This window comes from Providencia sp. PROV073 (assembly GCF_033688125.1).
In the GTDB taxonomy this organism is placed as follows: Bacteria; Pseudomonadota; Gammaproteobacteria; order Enterobacterales; family Enterobacteriaceae; genus Providencia; species Providencia hangzhouensis.
In genome coordinates this window covers 13254-34086 of the sequence record NZ_CP096354.1, presented here as the reverse complement: position 1 = coordinate 34086, position 20833 = coordinate 13254, and the positions used below count along the sequence as shown (strand labels likewise).

At 48.4% G+C, this 20833-nt stretch carries 23 protein-coding genes and 4 pseudogenes; 8 read left to right on the top strand and 19 right to left on the bottom strand.

Features of this window, described 5'->3' with window-relative positions; translation table 11 throughout:
- Window positions 1-2: 2 nt before the first annotated feature.
- Window positions 3-437 (bottom strand): annotated as a pseudogene (locus M1F17_RS20750) (Mu transposase C-terminal domain-containing protein); the annotation flags it as partial.
- Between the two features lie 53 nt (window positions 438-490).
- Entirely contained in the window at window positions 491-1195 is a 705-nt protein-coding gene (locus M1F17_RS20745; RefSeq protein WP_001067855.1) for an IS6-like element IS26 family transposase, read from the bottom strand.
- A gap of 56 nt (window positions 1196-1251) precedes the next feature.
- On the opposite strand from M1F17_RS20745, the pseudogene M1F17_RS20740 reads away from it, so the two are divergent.
- Window positions 1252-1542, top strand: a pseudogene (locus tag M1F17_RS20740) (helix-turn-helix domain-containing protein); the annotation flags it as partial.
- A gap of 189 nt (window positions 1543-1731) precedes the next feature.
- On the opposite strand, the gene M1F17_RS20735 reads toward M1F17_RS20740, so the two are convergent.
- From M1F17_RS20735 to M1F17_RS20725, 3 genes are all read right to left on the bottom strand, one after another.
- Window positions 1732-2616 carry an Mph(E) family macrolide 2'-phosphotransferase gene (locus M1F17_RS20735; protein ID WP_000155092.1) on the bottom strand — a complete coding sequence of 295 codons (885 nt, stop codon included), beginning with the start codon at window positions 2614-2616 and terminating at the stop codon, window positions 1732-1734.
- A 55-nt stretch (window positions 2617-2671) separates the two neighbouring features.
- Entirely contained in the window at window positions 2672-4147 is a 1476-nt protein-coding gene (gene msr(E), locus M1F17_RS20730) for an ABC-F type ribosomal protection protein Msr(E) (protein WP_000052512.1), read from the bottom strand.
- A gap of 449 nt (window positions 4148-4596) precedes the next feature.
- Entirely contained in the window at window positions 4597-5301 is a 705-nt protein-coding gene (locus tag M1F17_RS20725; RefSeq protein WP_001067855.1) for an IS6-like element IS26 family transposase, read from the bottom strand.
- Between the two features lie 150 nt (window positions 5302-5451).
- Here M1F17_RS20725 and M1F17_RS20720 point away from each other — a divergent pair, with 150 nt between their 5' ends.
- Window positions 5452-6267 carry an aminoglycoside O-phosphotransferase APH(3')-Ia gene (locus tag M1F17_RS20720; RefSeq protein WP_000018329.1) on the top strand — a complete coding sequence of 272 codons (816 nt, stop codon included), beginning with the start codon at window positions 5452-5454 and terminating at the stop codon, window positions 6265-6267.
- A gap of 189 nt (window positions 6268-6456) precedes the next feature.
- Here the strand turns inward: M1F17_RS20720 and M1F17_RS20715 are convergent, their stop codons facing one another.
- The 9 genes and pseudogenes from M1F17_RS20715 to M1F17_RS20675 all read right to left on the bottom strand — a co-directional run bounded on the left by M1F17_RS20715 (window position 6457) and on the right by M1F17_RS20675 (window position 12711).
- Window positions 6457-7161 (bottom strand): IS6-like element IS26 family transposase, encoded by a 705-nt coding sequence (locus M1F17_RS20715; RefSeq protein WP_001067855.1) that lies wholly within the window; start codon window positions 7159-7161, stop codon window positions 6457-6459.
- 64 nt (window positions 7162-7225) lie between these two features.
- Window positions 7226-8476, bottom strand: a pseudogene (locus tag M1F17_RS20710) (transposase); the annotation flags it as partial.
- 74 nt (window positions 8477-8550) lie between these two features.
- Entirely contained in the window at window positions 8551-9219 is a 669-nt protein-coding gene (locus M1F17_RS20705; RefSeq protein WP_001300294.1) for an EAL domain-containing protein, read from the bottom strand.
- 35 nt (window positions 9220-9254) lie between these two features.
- The gene (gene merE, locus M1F17_RS20700) at window positions 9255-9491 is read right to left on the bottom strand and encodes a broad-spectrum mercury transporter MerE (RefSeq protein WP_000993386.1); all 237 of its coding nucleotides are present in this window, start codon (window positions 9489-9491) and stop codon (window positions 9255-9257) included.
- On the bottom strand, window positions 9488-9850 hold the full coding sequence (merD, locus tag M1F17_RS20695) for a mercury resistance co-regulator MerD (RefSeq protein WP_001277456.1): 363 nt from the start codon (window positions 9848-9850) through the stop codon (window positions 9488-9490). The genes merE and merD overlap by 4 nt, the downstream gene beginning before the upstream one ends.
- A gap of 17 nt (window positions 9851-9867) precedes the next feature.
- Complete coding sequence (gene merA / locus M1F17_RS20690; RefSeq protein ID WP_000105636.1) at window positions 9868-11562, bottom strand: mercury(II) reductase; 1695 nt, start codon at window positions 11560-11562, stop codon at window positions 9868-9870.
- A gap of 51 nt (window positions 11563-11613) precedes the next feature.
- On the bottom strand, window positions 11614-12036 hold the full coding sequence (gene merC / locus M1F17_RS20685; protein ID WP_001340589.1) for an organomercurial transporter MerC: 423 nt from the start codon (window positions 12034-12036) through the stop codon (window positions 11614-11616).
- A gap of 35 nt (window positions 12037-12071) precedes the next feature.
- Window positions 12072-12347 carry a mercury resistance system periplasmic binding protein MerP gene (gene merP / locus M1F17_RS20680; RefSeq protein WP_000732292.1) on the bottom strand — a complete coding sequence of 92 codons (276 nt, stop codon included), beginning with the start codon at window positions 12345-12347 and terminating at the stop codon, window positions 12072-12074.
- A gap of 13 nt (window positions 12348-12360) precedes the next feature.
- Entirely contained in the window at window positions 12361-12711 is a 351-nt protein-coding gene (locus tag M1F17_RS20675) for a mercuric transport protein MerT (protein ID WP_001294663.1), read from the bottom strand.
- A gap of 71 nt (window positions 12712-12782) precedes the next feature.
- Here M1F17_RS20675 and merR (M1F17_RS20670) point away from each other — a divergent pair, with 71 nt between their 5' ends.
- Complete coding sequence (gene merR, locus M1F17_RS20670; RefSeq protein WP_000429836.1) at window positions 12783-13217, top strand: Hg(II)-responsive transcriptional regulator; 435 nt, start codon at window positions 12783-12785, stop codon at window positions 13215-13217.
- A 6-nt stretch (window positions 13218-13223) separates the two neighbouring features.
- Here the strand turns inward: merR (M1F17_RS20670) and M1F17_RS20665 are convergent, their stop codons facing one another.
- From M1F17_RS20665 to M1F17_RS20660, 3 genes and pseudogenes are all read right to left on the bottom strand, one after another.
- Complete coding sequence (locus M1F17_RS20665) at window positions 13224-13865, bottom strand: replication initiation protein (protein ID WP_318837451.1); 642 nt, start codon at window positions 13863-13865, stop codon at window positions 13224-13226.
- Window positions 13866-14714: 849 nt separating this feature from the next.
- Window positions 14715-14828: pseudogene (locus M1F17_RS22600) on the bottom strand (hypothetical protein); the annotation flags it as partial.
- 814 nt (window positions 14829-15642) lie between these two features.
- On the bottom strand, window positions 15643-15879 hold the full coding sequence (locus M1F17_RS20660; protein ID WP_318837450.1) for a hypothetical protein: 237 nt from the start codon (window positions 15877-15879) through the stop codon (window positions 15643-15645).
- A 159-nt stretch (window positions 15880-16038) separates the two neighbouring features.
- Between M1F17_RS20660 and M1F17_RS20655 the strand changes: the two genes are divergently transcribed.
- From M1F17_RS20655 to M1F17_RS20635, 5 genes are all read left to right on the top strand, one after another.
- On the top strand, window positions 16039-16359 hold the full coding sequence (locus M1F17_RS20655) for a DUF134 domain-containing protein (RefSeq protein WP_197270032.1): 321 nt from the start codon (window positions 16039-16041) through the stop codon (window positions 16357-16359).
- Window positions 16334-16726, top strand: coding sequence for a NifB/NifX family molybdenum-iron cluster-binding protein (locus tag M1F17_RS20650; protein ID WP_197270033.1), 393 nt, complete (start codon window positions 16334-16336; stop codon window positions 16724-16726). The genes M1F17_RS20655 and M1F17_RS20650 overlap by 26 nt, the downstream gene beginning before the upstream one ends.
- Before the next feature lie 166 nt (window positions 16727-16892).
- A complete protein-coding gene (locus M1F17_RS20645) occupies window positions 16893-17873 on the top strand; it encodes an SLAC1 anion channel family protein (protein WP_318837449.1) in 981 nt (326 codons plus the stop codon).
- Window positions 17874-17936: 63 nt separating this feature from the next.
- Entirely contained in the window at window positions 17937-18395 is a 459-nt protein-coding gene (locus M1F17_RS20640; protein ID WP_197270035.1) for a PaaI family thioesterase, read from the top strand.
- Between the two features lie 495 nt (window positions 18396-18890).
- Complete coding sequence (locus M1F17_RS20635; RefSeq protein WP_197270036.1) at window positions 18891-19478, top strand: recombinase family protein; 588 nt, start codon at window positions 18891-18893, stop codon at window positions 19476-19478.
- Window positions 19479-19775: 297 nt separating this feature from the next.
- Here M1F17_RS20635 and M1F17_RS20630 read toward each other — a convergent pair whose 3' ends face one another.
- Together M1F17_RS20630 and merR (M1F17_RS20625) are read right to left on the bottom strand one after the other, a co-directional pair.
- Window positions 19776-20213 (bottom strand): DNA-binding protein, encoded by a 438-nt coding sequence (locus tag M1F17_RS20630; RefSeq protein WP_272577103.1) that lies wholly within the window; start codon window positions 20211-20213, stop codon window positions 19776-19778.
- 124 nt (window positions 20214-20337) lie between these two features.
- Window positions 20338-20772 (bottom strand): Hg(II)-responsive transcriptional regulator, encoded by a 435-nt coding sequence (gene merR / locus M1F17_RS20625; RefSeq protein WP_000429836.1) that lies wholly within the window; start codon window positions 20770-20772, stop codon window positions 20338-20340.
- Between the last annotated feature and the right edge of the window lie 61 nt (window positions 20773-20833).

Genomic DNA, 20833 nt, shown 5'->3' with positions numbered 1-20833 from the left:
GGCTACCACTCCTCAATCTGGTCGAACGGTTTGGCGGGTGGCAAGTTGTCTGCCTGCGGGTCGGCAATATCCGTATCCGGCGGAACGGGCTTGTCCGGCCGAGCTGATGTCTTGAGGTGCTGGCGGCGATCCGCGTCACGCCGCGCCTTGCGTGTGGCCTTCTGCGCGCTGGTCACAATCTCACGCATCTGGCCGATCATGCGGAACAGCGCCGACTCATCCACCTGTTCGCGCCCTTGCTGCCGCAGTTTCGCCAGCGCCTGCCGTTGTTCCCAGAGGGTGACAGCCGGATGCGACAAGGTACGGTAGGGAATTTCCAGGTAATGCTGTCCCTCCGGTTCCAGGACCCAGATACGGCTGATGTCGCGCGGATCGCGCCGGATCAGAAAGGACGGCCAGCGTTCACGCCGCGCAATCCACGGCTTGAGCGCATCGGCGGGCACTGTTGCAAAGTTAGCGATGAGGCAGCCTTTTGTCTTATTCAAAGGCCTTACATTTCAAAAACTCTGCTTACCAGGCGCATTTCGCCCAGGGGATCACCATAATAAAATGCTGAGGCCTGGCCTTTGCGTAGTGCACGCATCACCTCAATACCTTTGATGGTGGCGTAAGCCGTCTTCATGGATTTAAATCCCAGCGTGGCGCCGATTATCCGTTTCAGTTTGCCATGATCGCATTCAATCACGTTGTTCCGGTACTTAATCTGTCGGTGTTCAACGTCAGACGGGCACCGGCCTTCGCGTTTGAGCAGAGCAAGCGCGCGACCATAGGCGGGCGCTTTATCCGTGTTGATGAATCGCGGGATCTGCCACTTCTTCACGTTGTTGAGGATTTTACCCAGAAACCGGTATGCAGCTTTGCTGTTACGACGGGAGGAGAGATAAAAATCGACAGTGCGGCCCCGGCTGTCGACGGCCCGGTACAGATACGCCCAGCGGCCATTGACCTTCACGTAGGTTTCATCCATGTGCCACGGGCAAAGATCGGAAGGGTTACGCCAGTACCAGCGCAGCCGTTTTTCCATTTCAGGCGCATAACGCTGAACCCAGCGGTAAATCGTGGAGTGATCGACATTCACTCCGCGTTCAGCCAGCATCTCCTGCAGCTCACGGTAACTGATGCCGTATTTGCAGTACCAGCGTACGGCCCACAGAATGATGTCACGCTGAAAATGCCGGCCTTTGAATGGGTTCATGTGCAGCTCCATCAGCAAAAGGGGATGATAAGTTTATCACCACCGACTATTTGCAACAGTGCCTTCAAACCAGTGACAGCATTACTCATTCAATCTTGGAACTCATCAACAATATGTTGATTGATCTTCTGGCAACAATGGCCCGCCTAGACAATGAGAAACGTATAGAACGTATTAAGCAGGGCCTGGCACGTTCGGGTTACAAACCAACAGGCAAGAAGGCAAATGAGGCTAAACATAAACGAATAAAAGAATTGCTAGTAGTTGGCAATATGACTAAGGAAGAAATTGCCAAAGCAGTGAATTGTGGAGTTGCAACTGTCTATCGAGTTGCTAAAGTTATCTAAAAGAGGCTTATCTCAACGCGCCCCCAATGGGGCACCGCTGCATTCAGGTTACTTCACATAAGAAATTTTATGTTAAATGATTGTTAGAAATGCCCCTTGATCGAGGCATTTTCTATAAAGAATACTAAAAACTAATTAAAGCCAACCAAGTTTCAAAACAAGGCAGTTCTCAGCAATCATATTTTTAAATTATATAACTCCCAACTGAGCTTTTGCTCCAACGATAAGGCTTTCATTTTGAGTTTCTAAGGCAAATAAACCATACATCAAAGGAGAGGCCGCTGCTCTTTCTAAAGTCTGTTCATATAGTTTATTCCAAACTTTACCCCCTAGTTTTTCATACTCGATGATTAGAGTTTTGAGGCTTTCTTCTCCAAACAAAGTTACATGCCCAGCAAAATCAATCGCTGGGTCATCTATATGGGCTGTTGACCAATCAATAACGCCTGAAACAGCTCCATCCTTTGAAGCTAGTACATGCCCAGCATATAAATCGCCATGTATAAATTGGGTGAAATCTGCCCATAGAACATCATTATCCAACCATTTTCTGTAGCGGGTTTCCAATTGCTCACTTATACCAATTTCAGATTTTACTAACTGCAAATTGTTTGCTATTTCAGGTCTTAAATCTGAAGGTTTCATAATTTTCAAATCATTTTCCCGAACTTCTTTTTCAGGAATACTATGGATTTCAAATAAGGTTTTTGCCAAAGATGTTATGTATTTCGGGCTATCTTTGTCCATATTCCAAATTATTTCATAGGTTTCAGCATCCAAATTTAAAACAGGATTATCTTTAAGTATGGGATAAGCCACTAATTCTGTAGATGAAATTCTCCAATCAGGAACCTCTACAGAAAGATGTTTTTTTACCAATTCTAAAATGCGTTTTTCTTTCTTGATTTGTTCCCTCATGCCATCACGACGAGGAATACGCAGCAACCATTGTTGCCCCTTTGTATCAAGAGCAAAAACGACCTTAAAATCAATGCCCATTTCATTGAAATTCATTTTGTCCGTAAGCAACAAGCCGTGTGCTTCAGCAAGTGATTGAATATCTTGAATTGTCATTTTTAATTTCCTTTAAAGAGTTCAATAATTAATGTTCGGATTAGATTGGCTATCATTAACAATCTCTCTCAAAAGTCTTGATGATTTTGTGGTCTTTGATCTCGTAGATAATGTCAGCAATATTATCGACCAATTGCTTGTCATGAGATACGAAGATAATAGTTCCTGCATAGGACTTCATCATTGTTTCTAATGCGGCAATACTTTTTAGGTCAAGATAGTTTCCTGGTTCATCCATAAGCAAAATATTATATTTTCCTAAAAGCATTTTGGATAAAAGCAGTTTGATGATTTCACCTCCCGATAAGTCGGATAAGTTTTTTTGAATATCATTCGCTCCGATCCCCATTGAAGCCAATACTGCACGAATTTCCGCAACTGTGTACTCGCACTCTTCCTGCATAAAGGAGAGCACAGATTTATGCGTGTTAAATTTATATCCTGTTTGTGTAAAGTAGCCAATTTCAGCTTTTGGAGATATGGTTAATCCATCAGCACGTTCTGATATCATTTTTAACAAGGACGTTTTCCCTGTTCCATTCGATCCAGTTATAGCGACTTTAGCGCCAAGCGGTATTATAAAGTTAGCGTCATCAAAGATAGTACGGCTACCAAATTTTAAGCTCAGACCATCTGCCGTAATCGGGAACTTATTGTGCAGTTCTAGGGCTGAACTTTGACGAAAACGAATAGAACGCAAATGCTCTGGTGCTTGAATATCTTCTAATGCAGCCAAACGCTTTTCCATACTCTTAGCTGCCTGATACAGTTTTCTTTGCTTGGTGCCAGTCATTTTTGCATGCCCAAGTCGTCCAGCACTTTCGGTAGAGTTTTTGGATTTTTCTCCTTTTTTCTTATTGTCTAATCGATTAGCTTGCTGGCGTTTTTCTTGCACAGCAGATTCTAATCGCTCCCGTTCCTTCATCATCAGCTCATATTCTACGGCTTGGTGTTGTCGCTCTTCTTCTTTTTGACGCAAGTAATCCGAGTAACCACCCCAATATTCCGTAATTTTACCGTCTTTTAACTCCCATATCTTGTCTACAACCATATCAAGAAAATATCGGTCATGACTGATAACAAGTAATGCTCCATCAAATGCTTTAAGTTGACCAATAAGTAGATCTATTCCATTGAGATCAAGGTGGCTGGTTGGTTCATCCGCTAGAATGCCATGTACTTGTTGGGAAAATGCGGCAGCAATTTTTGCACGAGTTTCCTCTCCGCCACTCATTGTGTCGTTTTGTACATTGGAAACACCAAGGCGAGATAACATTGCCCGGTCTTCGACCGTTTCTATTTCGATTCCGCCCAGTTGGCTGATATGTGCAAAATCACCAAAACGCTGTAATGTCGCTTCGGCTAAAACAATTTCGCCATTAAGTACTTTGAGTAAACTACTCTTTCCTGCTCCGTTATCACCCACAAGACCAATACGGTCATAAGAGTGAATTTCCAATTCATCAATATCCAAAACATCACGCCCAGCATAATCCAAGCGTATGTTTCTCGCTTTAATAATTAAACTCATTTTTATTTACTCCTGTTTAGCTCTTGAAATTTTTTATGCAGCAAACAGGATTTAGGTGAAAACAAAAGCTAGCATCACAGTGTCCTCCCAAAAAAAAAGCTATTCATCCACAGGGTGGACAAATAGCTAGTCAATTAAGTTATAACTGGAAACTATGCACTAAAAGCATACTTATAAATTAAGCATACTTTTACTTTATATATCCGCATATATTCTTAAAGACACAACAAAAGCCCACCATTATAAAATAGTGTCACTATGCAAATAGTTGTGTCTTAACGAATGCGGATAGAATGCATAAACTTACCTAAAAAATAAAATTCAGTTTTATGATAACTTTACTGTTAAAAGAAGTCTAGACAACCTTGTTTTATGCTTGGATATAAGGCTTATTTTAGGCACTGTTGCAAAGTTAGCGATGAGGCAGCCTTTTGTCTTATTCAAAGGCCTTACATTTCAAAAACTCTGCTTACCAGGCGCATTTCGCCCAGGGGATCACCATAATAAAATGCTGAGGCCTGGCCTTTGCGTAGTGCACGCATCACCTCAATACCTTTGATGGTGGCGTAAGCCGTCTTCATGGATTTAAATCCCAGCGTGGCGCCGATTATCCGTTTCAGTTTGCCATGATCGCATTCAATCACGTTGTTCCGGTACTTAATCTGTCGGTGTTCAACGTCAGACGGGCACCGGCCTTCGCGTTTGAGCAGAGCAAGCGCGCGACCATAGGCGGGCGCTTTATCCGTGTTGATGAATCGCGGGATCTGCCACTTCTTCACGTTGTTGAGGATTTTACCCAGAAACCGGTATGCAGCTTTGCTGTTACGACGGGAGGAGAGATAAAAATCGACAGTGCGGCCCCGGCTGTCGACGGCCCGGTACAGATACGCCCAGCGGCCATTGACCTTCACGTAGGTTTCATCCATGTGCCACGGGCAAAGATCGGAAGGGTTACGCCAGTACCAGCGCAGCCGTTTTTCCATTTCAGGCGCATAACGCTGAACCCAGCGGTAAATCGTGGAGTGATCGACATTCACTCCGCGTTCAGCCAGCATCTCCTGCAGCTCACGGTAACTGATGCCGTATTTGCAGTACCAGCGTACGGCCCACAGAATGATGTCACGCTGAAAATGCCGGCCTTTGAATGGGTTCATGTGCAGCTCCATCAGCAAAAGGGGATGATAAGTTTATCACCACCGACTATTTGCAACAGTGCCCTCTGATGTTACATTGCACAAGATAAAAATATATCATCATGAACAATAAAACTGTCTGCTTACATAAACAGTAATACAAGGGGTGTTATGAGCCATATTCAACGGGAAACGTCTTGCTCGAGGCCGCGATTAAATTCCAACATGGATGCTGATTTATATGGGTATAAATGGGCTCGCGATAATGTCGGGCAATCAGGTGCGACAATCTATCGATTGTATGGGAAGCCCGATGCGCCAGAGTTGTTTCTGAAACATGGCAAAGGTAGCGTTGCCAATGATGTTACAGATGAGATGGTCAGACTAAACTGGCTGACGGAATTTATGCCTCTTCCGACCATCAAGCATTTTATCCGTACTCCTGATGATGCATGGTTACTCACCACTGCGATCCCCGGGAAAACAGCATTCCAGGTATTAGAAGAATATCCTGATTCAGGTGAAAATATTGTTGATGCGCTGGCAGTGTTCCTGCGCCGGTTGCATTCGATTCCTGTTTGTAATTGTCCTTTTAACAGCGATCGCGTATTTCGTCTCGCTCAGGCGCAATCACGAATGAATAACGGTTTGGTTGATGCGAGTGATTTTGATGACGAGCGTAATGGCTGGCCTGTTGAACAAGTCTGGAAAGAAATGCATAAGCTTTTGCCATTCTCACCGGATTCAGTCGTCACTCATGGTGATTTCTCACTTGATAACCTTATTTTTGACGAGGGGAAATTAATAGGTTGTATTGATGTTGGACGAGTCGGAATCGCAGACCGATACCAGGATCTTGCCATCCTATGGAACTGCCTCGGTGAGTTTTCTCCTTCATTACAGAAACGGCTTTTTCAAAAATATGGTATTGATAATCCTGATATGAATAAATTGCAGTTTCATTTGATGCTCGATGAGTTTTTCTAATCAGAATTGGTTAATTGGTTGTAACACTGGCAGAGCATTACGCTGACTTGACGGGACGGCGCTTCCCTACCCTCATGGCCGCCTCCCAGGAATCGACCCAGGTGCTTATCGTGGACATAATCCTTTACTCATAAATTGGCACTGTTGCAAAGTTAGCGATGAGGCAGCCTTTTGTCTTATTCAAAGGCCTTACATTTCAAAAACTCTGCTTACCAGGCGCATTTCGCCCAGGGGATCACCATAATAAAATGCTGAGGCCTGGCCTTTGCGTAGTGCACGCATCACCTCAATACCTTTGATGGTGGCGTAAGCCGTCTTCATGGATTTAAATCCCAGCGTGGCGCCGATTATCCGTTTCAGTTTGCCATGATCGCATTCAATCACGTTGTTCCGGTACTTAATCTGTCGGTGTTCAACGTCAGACGGGCACCGGCCTTCGCGTTTGAGCAGAGCAAGCGCGCGACCATAGGCGGGCGCTTTATCCGTGTTGATGAATCGCGGGATCTGCCACTTCTTCACGTTGTTGAGGATTTTACCCAGAAACCGGTATGCAGCTTTGCTGTTACGACGGGAGGAGAGATAAAAATCGACAGTGCGGCCCCGGCTGTCGACGGCCCGGTACAGATACGCCCAGCGGCCATTGACCTTCACGTAGGTTTCATCCATGTGCCACGGGCAAAGATCGGAAGGGTTACGCCAGTACCAGCGCAGCCGTTTTTCCATTTCAGGCGCATAACGCTGAACCCAGCGGTAAATCGTGGAGTGATCGACATTCACTCCGCGTTCAGCCAGCATCTCCTGCAGCTCACGGTAACTGATGCCGTATTTGCAGTACCAGCGTACGGCCCACAGAATGATGTCACGCTGAAAATGCCGGCCTTTGAATGGGTTCATGTGCAGCTCCATCAGCAAAAGGGGATGATAAGTTTATCACCACCGACTATTTGCAACAGTGCCCATCGGCGTAGTAGTGGATGTGGTCGATGACAAAGCCGGTGCGGGTCAGCGTGCGCCGGAGGATCGGCAGAAAATCGACCAGGAACGAAGTAGCGCGTGTGACGACGGCCGGTACGCCGACACGCGCCACGGCCTCGGCCCAGCGCGCGGCCGGCGGTTGGAGCAGGCCGTTGTGCACCGAACCGTGGTAGGTGCCGACCGCCAATGTGAGCCAGCGCTCTAGCTCGCGCAGCGTCAGGGCGGCCTTGTTTTCGGAATCGTAGTCGCCGCGCTGGTCAGGGTTGGAGAAGGTCGTTCCCGGCAGTTCGTCGTGAATCATCTGCATCGCCGTGCCGATGATCCGTTCCACGATGCCGCCATAGTGCGGCTGTCCCAGCGGGCGATAGTCCAGCCGGATGCCATGCTGCTCGCAACCCCGGCGCAGGGCCTCGCTCTTGAACTCGGCCGCGTTGTCTAGGTAGAGCAGCAAGGGCTTGCCGCTCATCTGCCAATCCATTTCCACGTTCAGTCCTTCCAGCCAAGGGCGCTTGTCGCAGGCGACATGCACGAGGCACAGGCCAACCGAAACGGCAGACGGCGCTTCCAGCGTGACGACCATGCCGAGCACGCAGCGGGTGAACACGTCGATGGCGAGGGTCAGGTACGGGCGGCCAATAGGTTGCCGGTCGCGGTCATCGACCACGATCAGGTCGATGACCGTATGGTCTATCTGCACCTGCTCCAGCGGCGCGGTCACGGCAGGAGGCTCGCCGCCCACACCTTGTAGGTCACGAGCGGCATCCTGGCCTTCCCGCCGGCGGATGACCTTGCGCGGGTCAAGGCTAGCGATCCGTAAGGCCACGGTATTGCGCGCCGGCACTCGCAGTTTTTGAGCCTTGCACACCTGAGTGACTTCGCGGTGAAAGGCCGCTAGGCTGCGCTTCTGCTTGGTCAGGAACCGCTTTTGCAGTAGCTCGTGGATGACGCGCTCGACCGGTTCCGGCAAGCGCCCCTTACCTTTACCTCCACCGGACTGGCCGGGCACCAGATCCGTCACGAGGCCGCTGCCTTGCCGGGCACGCCGGATCAGAACGTATACCTGGCGCCGAGACAAGCCCAGCGCCTGAGCCGCCATATCGGCCGCTTCGTGCCCGACCGTCTCCGACTGCGCCAACGGACTGATGATCTCCGCACGACGGCGCGCACGCTCCCAAGCCTCATCAGGCAGAGTGGCCACGCCTTGTTCTGGAATCCGTGGGGTGTCCGTCGCCATGCTCACCTCGCTTTGGTGCACACGAGTATTGAGCATAGTCGAGATTGGTGCAGATCACTTCTGATATTGAACTGTCAGGAGCTGGCTGCACAACAGCCATTACGCCCAATCAACTGGTGCAGTCGTCTTCTGAAAATGACATCCATGCCCAGCCCGTGCGCGAGCTGGATCACCGCCCGCACGATAGTTTGGTCACGGGCATCATCCGGGAGCCTGGCGACAAAGGATTGGTCGATTTTCAATGTGGTGATGGGGCAGCATTTCAGATGTTGCAGGCAGGAATAGCCGGTGCCGAAGTCGTCGGCGGCGAAGCGCACGCCGATGGCGCGCAAGGCGTCGAAACTGGCGAACAGGGCTGGATTGCCGAATGCGACCGATTCGGTCAGTTCGATCTCCAGAAGCTCGGCGGGCAGGGCCATATCGGCCAGCACCCGCTTTACCTCGTCGTCGAACGTTGGCCCAACCTGGCTGGCGGACACATTGATGGCAAGACGGAACGGTTGCCATGCCGGTCCTTGCCACTTGTGCATCTGGCGACAGGCCTCGCCCAGCACCCACGCGCCTATTTCCGGCATCAGGCCGAACGACTCGGCCAGCGGCAGGAACTGGCCGGGCGGCAACAGGCCAAGCCTCGGATGCCGCCAGCGCATCAACGCTTCCGCGCCAGCGATCCGGTGATCGCGCAGATCGACCAGCGGCTGGTAATGCAGGTCAAGCTGTCCGCGCGCCGCCGCCTGCGCCAACTCGGCCGCCGTCCATCCGGCGGGCTGCGAACTCGTCATGATCCGCCCCGGAAGGCGCGCAGCAGCCGCGTTACGGCCAGAACGAACAAGCCGGTCAGCGCGAGCGCGGCAACACCCCAATGCTCGCCAAGGAAGGCACCGGCGGTCGTCCCGGCCAGCACGGCGGCGAGAATCGGCAGATGGCAGGGGCAGGTCAACACGGCCAGCGCACCCCACAGGTAGCCGGAAACGGGTTGGCGCGTCTCGGGCGGCAGTTTGTCAGGGGCGTTCACGGCAATGCCTCCTCGTGCGCCCGCTCGGCTGGCATGGAGGCCAGTTGCGCGTCCAGATGGGCCAACGCCGCGCGCCGCCGCTCGACCAACTGGCGCAGCACGGCAAGCTGCGCTGCGGCTTGTGCGCCGTCCGCTGCGTCGAGCGCACGGCACAGCCGCGCCAGGGCATCCAGGCCGATACCCGCCTCGAAGGCCGCGCGCACGAAGCACAGCCGTTGCAAGGCCGCATCGTCGAACACGCCGTAGCCGCCCGTGGTGCAGGCCACCGGCCGTAACAAGCCGCGCACCAGGTAGTCGCGCACGATATGTACGCTCACCCCAGCGTTATGGGCCAGTTGCGATACCGTGTAGGCGCTCATCGCACACCTCCTTGTCCTCACCCGGCGCAGCAGGAAAGCTGCTTCACATCCTTGTTGAAGGTCTGCGCCGCGAGCTTCAACCCTTCGACCATCGTCAGGTAGGGGAACAACTGGTCGGCCAGTTCCTGCACCGTCATCCGGTTGCGAATCGCCAGTGCGGCCGTCTGGATCAGTTCGCCCGCTTCCGGGGCCACTGCCTGCACGCCGATCAGTCGTCCGCTGCCTTCTTCAACCACCAGTTTGATGAAGCCGCGCGTGTCGAAGTTGGCGAGCGCGCGCGGCACGTTGTCCAGCGTTAGCGTGCGACTATCAGTTTTGATGCCGTCATGGTGCGCTTCCGCCTCGCTGTAGCCTACGGTCGCCACTTGCGGGTCGGTGAACACCACGGCCGGCATCGCGGTCAGGTTCAGGGCCGCGTCACCGCCGGTCATGTTGATCGCGGCGCGAGTGCCGGCCGCTGCCGCCACATAGACGAACTGCGGCTGGTCGGTGCAGTCGCCTGCGGCGTAGATGTGTTCCACGCTTGTACGCATGCCGGGGTCGATGACGATAGCGCCTTGCGGGGTGAGCGTGACGCCCGTCGCATCCAGTGCCAGCTTGCGTGTGTTGGGCGCGCGGCCGGTGGCGACCAGCAGCTTGTCGGCGCGCAGTTCGCCGTGCGCCGTGGTGAGCACGAATTCGCCGTCCCCTTCACCATTGATATACGCGACCTGGCTGGCCTGGGTGTGTTCCCTCACCTCGATGCCCTCCATGCGGAATGCGGCCGTGACGGCTTCGCCTATAGCTGGGTCTTCGCGGAAGAACAGCGTGCTGCGAGCCAGGATCGTCACCTTCGCTCCGAGTCGGGCGAACGCCTGCGCCAGCTCCAGCGCCACCACTGATGAGCCAATCACGGCCAGGCGCTTAGGAATCGTCTCGCTGACCAGCGCTTCAGTGGAAGTCCAGTACGGAGTGTCTTTCAGGCCGGGAATCGGCGGCACGGCCGGGCTCGCGCCGGTGGCGATCAGGCAGCGGTCGAATGCCACCACGCGCTCGCCGCCGTCGTTGAGTTGCACGATCAGGTTGCGATTGTCCTTAAAGCGGGCGGAGCCGTGCAGCACAGTGATCGCCGGATTGCCCTCCAAGATGCCTTCGTACTTGGCGTGGCGCAGTTCATCGACGCGGGCCTGCTGCTGGGCCAGCAGCGCCGTGCGCTGGATGGTCGGCGTGGTAGCGGCGATGCCGCCATCGAACGGGCTTTCCCGGCGCAGATGGGCGATATGGGCGGCGCGGATCATGATCTTGGACGGCACACAACCGACATTGACGCAGGTGCCGCCGATGGTGCCGCGCTCGATCAGCGTGACACGTGCGCCTTGCTCGACGGCCTTCAGCGCCGCTGCCATCGCGGCCCCGCCGCTGCCGATGACGGCGATATGCAATGCGCCGCTGCTACCCGTCTTGTCGTTTCTGCCCAGCAGATCGCGCATCTTGTCGAGCAATCCGCCCGGCGTCGAAACTGAGGGGGCATCGGCCAGCGTGGCCCGATAACCGAGTCCAGCTACAGCGGCCGTCAGCGCGTCGGGTGACGTGCCGACCTCAATGGCGAGCTTGGCGCTGCCCTTGGCGTAGGAGACATCCGCTGATTGCACGCCGGGCACTTTCTCCAGGGCGTCCTTGACATGCACTGCGCACGAGTCGCAAGTCATGCCGGTGATTTTGAGAGTGCTCATACCATCGTTCCTTATTCGTGTGGGCCGCCGTGTCGCACGGTCAGCCGTCTTTCACAAGCGCTTGGCGGGGAGTTCGCAGCCGTCCGGTCCGCAACGGCGATGCGCCGGCGACACGAAGTCCCAGATCGACACCCCAATCATCAAGGCCAGGCCGACGTACATCAGGTTCGCCGTCCACCAGTTGCCGAGCAGCCAGACCGTGGCCGCAAACACGATGGCCGGGCCGATCATGCCGAGCAGACTGCGCAGCCATTGCCGATGACTGAACCAACCCAGCGCGTTCGCCAGGAAGGCCAGCGCGGCAAACAGCGGCAGCAGGCGGCTGATGAACAGTCCCTCGTACTGGCTCAAGAAGCCCAGCCCGATGGCCGCGCCGAAGCTGGCGAGGGCTGGAAAGCAGGCGGCGCAGCCCATCGCGGAAACGACGCTGCCGAGCGCGCCGGTTTTATCGGCAATGCGTGTCATCAGTCCCATGAAGCGGCTCTCGCTGTTGTCGTTGGCTTGCTGGCTCACTGCTTGACGCTGGACGGATAGCCGGCGTCTGCGGTGGCCTTGGTCAGCTTCTGTACGCTGGCCTTGGTGTCGTCAAAAGTGACGACGGCCTCGCGCTTCTCGAAGCCCACATCGACCTTGCTCACGCCTTCGACCTTGGAGAGCGCTTTCTTGACTGTGATCGGGCAGGCGGCGCAAGTCATGCCGGGAACCGCTAGCGTGACGGTCTGGGTAGCGGCCCACACCGGGGCAACAGCGGCGGCGAGGGCAAGGGAGGCAAACAGTTTCTTCATGATGAACTCCTGGTTAATAGAAAAATGGAACGACATAGGGAAATCCAAGCGCGACCAGGACCAGCACGGCCACGATCCAGAAAATCAGCTTGTAGGTGGCGCGCACCTGCGGAATCGCGCAGACCTCACCTGGCTTGCATGCCTGCACGGGCCGGTAAATCCGCTTCCAGGCGAAGAACAGCGCCACTAGCGCCGCGCCGATGAACAACGGTCGATAGGGTTCCAGCACCGTCAGGTTGCCGATCCAAGCACCGGAGAAGCCCAGGGCGACCAGTACTAGCGGCCCCAGGCAGCAGGTCGATGCAAGAATGGCGGCCAGCCCGCCGGCGAAGAGCGCACCGCGCCCGTTTTGTGGTTCAGACATACGTTGGCCCTTTTGAATTTGGATTGGATAGCGTAACCTTACTTCCGTACTCATGTACGGAGTCAAGCGATATGGAAAATAATTTGGAAAACCTGACCATTGGCGTTTTTGCCAAGGCGGCCGGGGTCAACGTGGAGACAATCCGCTTCTATCAGCGCAAGGGCCTGTTGCGGGAACCGGACAAGCCTTACGGCAGCATCCGCCGCTATGGGGAGGCGGACGTGGTTCGGGTGAAATTCGTGAAATCGGCACAGCGGCTGGGGTTCAGTCTGGACGAGATTGCCGAGCTGTTGCGGCTCGACGATGGCACCCACTGCGAGGAGGCCAGCAGCCTGGCCGAACACAAGCTCAAGGACGTGCGCGAGAAGATGGCCGACTTGGCGCGCATGGAAACCGTGCTGTCTGAACTCGTGTGCGCCTGCCATGCACGAAAGGGGAATGTTTCCTGCCCGTTGATCGCGTCACTACAGGGCGAAGCAGGCCTGGCAAGGTCAGCTATGCCTTAGCGTGCTTTATTTTCCGTTTTCTGAGGTGCCCCCATCAACTGTTACTGATAGATTGCTTTTTTGGTTTAACTCTTTTATTGCTGGTTTTATTACCCATTGATTCAGTGACTTGAAGGTAGCGTATTTTTTTTCGTCCAAACCTAGCATCGAGCGAAAATCATCAATGCTGATCAATCGATCGCCAATCACTTTAAATTGCATTAATAACTCATATAAACGAATGCTATAGACACTTTTTAGTGTTGATACATTTTTGATCACGATTTTAGTAAATTGACCTTGAAGCTGAGTTAAGTAGGGCATTATGGAGTCAGCAAAAACAATTTCTATTTTTCCCTCACCCTCAAAATATTCAGCTTCTTCTTGGATCCAGCGAATACGTCGTCTTTCATTATTGTTTTGTATATATATCCAACGTTCAGCGAGCTTATCTATAGCTTCTTTTAAATGTCGCTCTGCATTACTTTTTCCCATATCAGGAAATGCTAGATAAAAATCGCCAGATGTAATTTTGAATGTTTTTTGAGGAGTTTTATCCAGAGGGTTTAGCTTTCCAATACACATCAATAGCAAGCGCTGTTCCTGTAAAGTTAGTTTGTAACTAGCTTCAATCAACGCATTGGATTTATATGCTATTAGTTCAGACATGTCGCTTCCTACTTAATGGGATAGACAAAAAATTAGTCTATCCCTACATTAAAGGCAAGTCTTTTATTTTATCTATGCCTAATTTGTGAGTATTACCGTAAATTTCTATGCCTATTACCGTAAATTTCTATGCCTATTACCGTAAATTTCTATGCCTATTACCGTAAATTTCTATGCCTATTGGTATTTTTATTATTATAAAACAATATGGTACATATAGATAAAACAAGGTTTAAAAACATAAAACAATTTAAAACAGAAAAGCCCTGTGGATAAATCAGCTCAATCTGTCAGATACATCACGTTTTCCCGTATTCAAAAGGATGTCGCAAACTCTGTTTGCTCCTTTTCAAAACATATTCCCAAATCAAGGTGGCTCCCCCGCATTGCGGGGGCATATTGCTGACAGAATCTTTTGTCTCCGACCATCAAGCCACTGAACCGCTAATTTTCCCGTGCAATTAAGTTCGCTACGCTCACGGCTCAGTCAGAATGGTGTTGTATGAGCCTGTAAGCGACTTTCTTTACCTATGACGATAAATTCCATGTCCAAAGCATTAAAACTACTCCTGATTCGTTCTGTGGCTTTTTATCGCTATAAACGATATTGCAGTAAGACTGTATTTTACATTCTCAGATATACTTGCAGTATTTATGATGCCATTTAGAAAACGATTCATGTGACTTTCAAAATCTGTTTTTCAAGAGAACAGATGCAGAATCAAGAATGGATGTGGTTAAAAATCAAGCGATCTGTCGCACAGACGTCAACCTTTCGCTGAATTTTGATTTCAGATCATTTTAAATCAAAAGGTTATGATGTTTTCGATACCCGATGAATATCGGTGTTTACGATGATGAAAGAATTTGAATAGTATAAATAATGTTATTTAAATCATTATTTATCAAATGGATAAATGAAAGGTTGACGTTTGTAAGACATGCTGCTGAAAGGTCTACGTCTGCAAGACAACAGGTTCATTACTGAGTTTAAAAACCAATCTCCCATTTTCAGACCAGAACAGGTGCTGACATTTGTCAGTTTAAACCGGTTTAAACGTTCTGAATTCAGATGCAACGTCTGACCCGCAGTTCTGATATTGCATTAATCAAAATGGTAAAAACCCCGAACAGGGATATTAATCTCCATCCGGGGCAGTCTACAAACTTCGCCATTTGATTCTGTCTCCCTTCACTCCGGAGATCAAGATGAATGTATCAGGGATTTCATCAGGATAATCACCGGTACAACCTACGTCGCCTTCGGCTCACAGTACCCCCTGCAAAACGGAAAATGACAAGGTTATTAACCCTGCCTAAAACCCTGTCTGGTCATAAACTAATTATACCGTAACTACCCTAGTAGTGACTTAATACAGCCAATACATTAAGTCACTACTAGGGTCTTGGTGACTTAATAACGTTATGCATTAAGTCACCATTAGGGTTTTGGCGACTTAATGTCTTTTATAATTTCAGAAACAAAATTTTTTGATAAAAAATATGATTTTCATCAGAATGACGAGGCCATCATATTGACGTTTTTTTATCCATAATACCGTGTATGCATCAACCTTTTGCTGAAAACACATCAAGTTAGGGAGGGCGTGAAATAACTGTTTATAATCAAATTTTATTTTACGTACCAAAAACCAACGATTTTCTGCATGTGTTTATCACAAACATAATTTATAAAAAACATTAATTATCAATATATTACTATTTGAAAAGTCGACGTAAAGATTGATTGTGGGATTTAATAATCAACCTTTCATTATCAAAATGAATCAGGTTTACTGACAGATAACCACGAATTCAACAGCTCTTTCACACAGTGCTGACATAAGTCCAGCTTCAAGCGGTTTCCGTCGTCGAAAACAGAGCCAAAACCAACCCGCCGGTCTATCGACAGAAATTCATGAAATTCAGGGTTGTCTTTTTCTGCATGAAAATGACATCGGTCACAGGATTTTGCAGAAATAATTAAAACTTCGACGGAAGTAAAGAATTGCATATAAGTTTCTCTTATTAGTATGAATATAGCTCTGCTATCCACCGTTCGATAGCTTTCATGTCGCAGGTAATAATGCACTCAACAACCTTAAATAAATTTTGCCATCAAATATGGCATATGCTATATACTAAATATAACATATGTAAATAAAGAGTCCTCATGGCTAGACCCAAAATACCACGTAACATCTGTGGCCATCCGGCAGATAGTTGTTTTAAGCCAAATGCACGACCTATGAGTCAACTCGAGCAAGTGTTTTTGAAAGATGATGAGTTTGAAGCCTTGCGATTGGTTGATTTACTTGGCATGCAGCAACAAGAGGCTGCAATAGAAATGCGAGTTTCCCGGCAGACACTGGCTAATATCTTGAAAGAGGCTCGTTTCAAGATTGTAGACTGTTTGACGCAAGGAAAAGCCCTGATAATGCACACTAAGAATGAAGAGAGTTTAAAAAATGATCACTGTTATCCCAATGAATGATGATCGGATTGCCAACCATTTTTCCAAGGCAAATTACTTGGTATTCTTCGATGAGCGAGGAATTGAAATTAACCGAATTGATAATTCAGCCTTAGTGGCAAATTGCGTCGGGAAGAAAAAAATGGTCGATCAATTGACAGAACAAAAAGCAGATAGGATTATTGTTCGCAATATCGGCGAACGAATGTTGGGTAAATTGTTGGCACGACAGTTTGCCGTATATCAAACCAACTGTGGGCGTTATTCAGCCCAAGATCTAGTTAATCAGGTTACCAGTGATTTAGTCCAATTACATCAGGCTAATCAGGGGCGGCAATCGCGTAATCATGAAATGAAGAAAAAATCCAGTTATTGTTTTCATCCGTAGAGAGAACACTCAAACTCTTGTTGTCATGTTGCCAACAGGTTTTAATGCAGTAGCAAAGCTACTTCAGGAAATTACACCGGCATTGATTTATTAATAATTAATGTGTAGGAATGTATAGATATACATTCGGAAATTTAAAATCACCTCTTTAATTGTGATGATTAAAATGAATCAAAATAAACTCTTAAATGAGTCAGTTCAGGTTGTATCCAGAATTTCATATTTTCCGATTTCTTTTTTTTCTATAGTTATGGGATTGTCAGGTTTTACATTGGCATGGAAAGGTGCTGATAATTTGTTCCATAATTCTGTAATATGGCTGAGTTTGGCTTATGTGTCCTCAGTGGTTATGGCTGTCATTTCTATCATTTATGTTATCAAGATATGGTGCTATCCGAGGGGGGTTCTTGAAGAAATTAGACATCCGGTTCGTATAAATTTTTTCCCTGCGTTTTCTATTAATCTGTTGTTATTATCAATAGTCTGGCAACAGGAAACGATAGTTACAACAATTTTGTGGGGGACTGGAGTAGTTTTGCAAGTAGTGTTTACTTTGTATGTGATGAGTAGTTGGGTATACCATACACATTACACATTATCACATGCTAACCCAAGTTGGTTTATTCCTGTGGTAGGTAATCTTATTATTCCCATTACTGGCAGTCAATTAGGTTATACCGAGCTGAGCTGGTTTTGCTTTAGTATTGGGGGCGTCTTTTGGATCATATTACTGACAATTATTATGTATCGGCTGTTTTTTCATGAGCCTTTACCTGCTCACATGACACCAATGTTGTTTATACTTTTGGCTCCGCCATCTATAGGATTTGTTTCTTATATTAGTATGGTGGGTGAGCTAGATACTTTTGCAAGAGTTATTTATTACATCGCGTTATTTATTGGTTTATTGCTTTTTTTTAATATATTTAAATTTATCAAAATACCATTTTTTATTTCTTCCTGGGCATATTCCTTTCCTTTAGCTGCTTTTACTATTGCAACGATGAAAATGACTCATCTGACATCATATCTATTTTTGCAGGTATTATCCGTTGTGTTGTTGTGTTTGTTGACTGTTTTATTGTCTTGGTTAGTAATGCGTACTGCAAAAGCAGTGTTTACTGCTGAATTATGTCAGCCTGAATAAAGGTTGTGAGTTTATGGTGTTGTATGTTGTTATCTGTTATCGGCTTATGCTAAGAAGGAATGTATGGTCTCTTATCTCAATGCTAAATTAAGTCATGACCAGTGTATGGCTTGTGGTTCACGTGAGAACAACCCTGACTCACTGGAGCTCTTTTTTTCGCAACACCCAGATGGTTCAGTTCGGGCTCCTTTTGTTGTAAGTTTAAAACATCAAGGATATACCGGGCTTCTTCATGGTGGTGTGATCAGTACTTTATTCGATGCTGCCATGACACACTGTTTGTTCATGCATGGGATAAAAGCACTGACGGCGGAGTTAACCGTTCGATTTATTGCACCGGTTCGTGTGGGGCAAACTATTACTATTTGTGCTAGGTTGCTTGGGCAACGTCATGGCATTTATCAACTCGAAGCATGGCTCCTACCTGAATTGTATATTGCAGAAGAGCAGTGCCTGGCTCGTGCGTCAGCTAAATTTATCATCCCACCCGATGAGAATATAACTAAGTCCAGATTACCGTGATGACACAGAGTTTCTGAAACAGCGTTTTTGGAAGCATTGGTGATTCATAAATATTAAGGTCACAGAATAGAAGTGTTACTATAGGGGCTTGAGGGCCAGTGGTGTTAAAAATCACGCTAATCGGCTTCAAAAATCAATATTGATATCAATGAATATCAATATGGTCAAAAAACGATATTTGGAACCTCATTTTAGACCTGAAATAGCTTCACAGTAAGAAAGTAGAATATCCTAAGATATTACGGATTTTCCTTAACCTTAATTCCATGAGTTATAAATAGGGGGGCCACTTGGAAAACGGAAAATATCTCACGCCAAGCCTATTTTTTAATCATATTGTAATTAACAACTGCCTGATTTATAAAACTGTAGTGTTTTCCCGTCCGTAATGGACCGGTATCGTACACCTCCTAATAAATATGTACGAAAGTCAGTGAAATTAATTTCGGATATGCATTATAATATGTACACCCATTTCGTACAGAAAATTTCATTATGTCACGAATTTTTGCCTATTGCCGGGTCTCTACTCTGGAACAGACCACAGAAAATCAACGCCGGGAAATCGAAACCGCAGGTTTTAGCGTCAGATCCCAGCGAATAATTGAAGAAAAAATCAGTGGTTCGGTAGCGGCCAGTGAACGTCCAGGTTTTAACCGGTTGCTTGACCGGCTGGAAAATGGCGATGTATTAATTGTCACAAAATTGGATCGTCTAGGTCGTAATGCGATGGATATAAGGAAAACAGTGGAGCAACTGGCCGAATCAGGTATTCGGGTGCATTGTCTGGCATTGGGTGGCGTTGATTTGACCAGTCCGGCAGGAAAGATGACGATGCAGGTGATTTCAGCAGTTGCTGAATTTGAACGAGACCTTTTACTCGAGCGCACCTATTCGGGGATAGCGAGAGCGCGGGATGCAGGAAAACGCTTTGGGCGCCCACCGGTATTAAATGAAGAACAAAAACAGAAGGTACTCGAACGAATTGAGTCTGGAGCAAGCATAAGTGCTATTGCCCGGGAATTCAGTACAACGCGACAAACAATTCTGCGAGTGAAAGCAAGACAGCAACCTACTGTTTAAAAAACAGTCTTAGCGTGAGATATTTTCCGTTTTCCAAGCGGACCCCTTTGATAGGGGGATCGTGTCTTAAAATCGTTTTGAGTGGTGTTGATGGAGATGAACGGGCGGTTTTCGCTAACTAACTCGCCCGTTTAACATAAAGGTGCTTAAGCGCACACCCGCTTCCGGTTTCATGCTGAAAACACCCTGAACAGTTCAAAATGGTCTCTTTTCCTGCCGAAAATACCCTATTTTATTGTTACTCATTTGTTATTAAAATCATGATGTCGTTTTCAGCGTGAAAATACTGCCAACCGACTATTTTTTCCAGAATTGCCACGGTTTTTTGGTTGGTACAGGTAGTACAGGTGCAACGGGTTCAGGTGTTGTCGGCAGCTTGGATTCGATTAATAACATAGCCTGACGTATATCATCTAAATTTTTTGAAAGTAACTCTTTTTCAGCTTTTAAGTGTGCATTTTCTTGTTCAAGAAGTTGAAGTTTAATCTGTAGTGATTGTGTAGTGCTGGGTGTTTCTTGCTGTAGTTTTGATACACGTGTGACGCTGTCACTGTCTGTAGTTGAGAGATTACTTATTTTACCAAATACTCTAATTAACTCAGATGTTTCAATGCTTTTATTCCCTGTATTTTGATCTGTAGTCGTAGACAGTTTTCCTTGTTTTATGTATTTGTGTAGTGTGCTTCTTGCTTTTCCTGTCAGCCTTGCCGCTTCACTGATTGATACCAAAGCCATAATCAATCCTCTAACATCATTTTTATTTGTTGATCTTCTTTGAAGTGAAAGTGTAGCGCAAAAACACTCCTGCCTTTTTTTACTGTATCAAGGGGTCGTCTCAGAAAACGGAAAATAAAGCACGCTAAGGCATAGCTGACCTTGCCAGGCCTGCTTCGCCCTGTAGTGACGCGATCAACGGGCAGGAAACATTCCCCTTTCGTGCATGGCAGGCGCACACGAGTTCAGACAGCACGGTTTCCATGCGCGCCAAGTCGGCCATCTTCTCGCGCACGTCCTTGAGCTTGTGTTCGGCCAGGCTGCTGGCCTCCTCGCAGTGGGTGCCATCGTCGAGCCGCAACAGCTCGGCAATCTCGTCCAGACTGAACCCCAGCCGCTGTGCCGATTTCACGAATTTCACCCGAACCACGTCCGCCTCCCCATAGCGGCGGATGCTGCCGTAAGGCTTGTCCGGTTCCCGCAACAGGCCCTTGCGCTGATAGAAGCGGATTGTCTCCACGTTGACCCCGGCCGCCTTGGCAAAAACGCCAATGGTCAGGTTTTCCAAATTATTTTCCATATCGCTTGACTCCGTACATGAGTACGGAAGTAAGGTTACGCTATCCAATCCAAATTCAAAA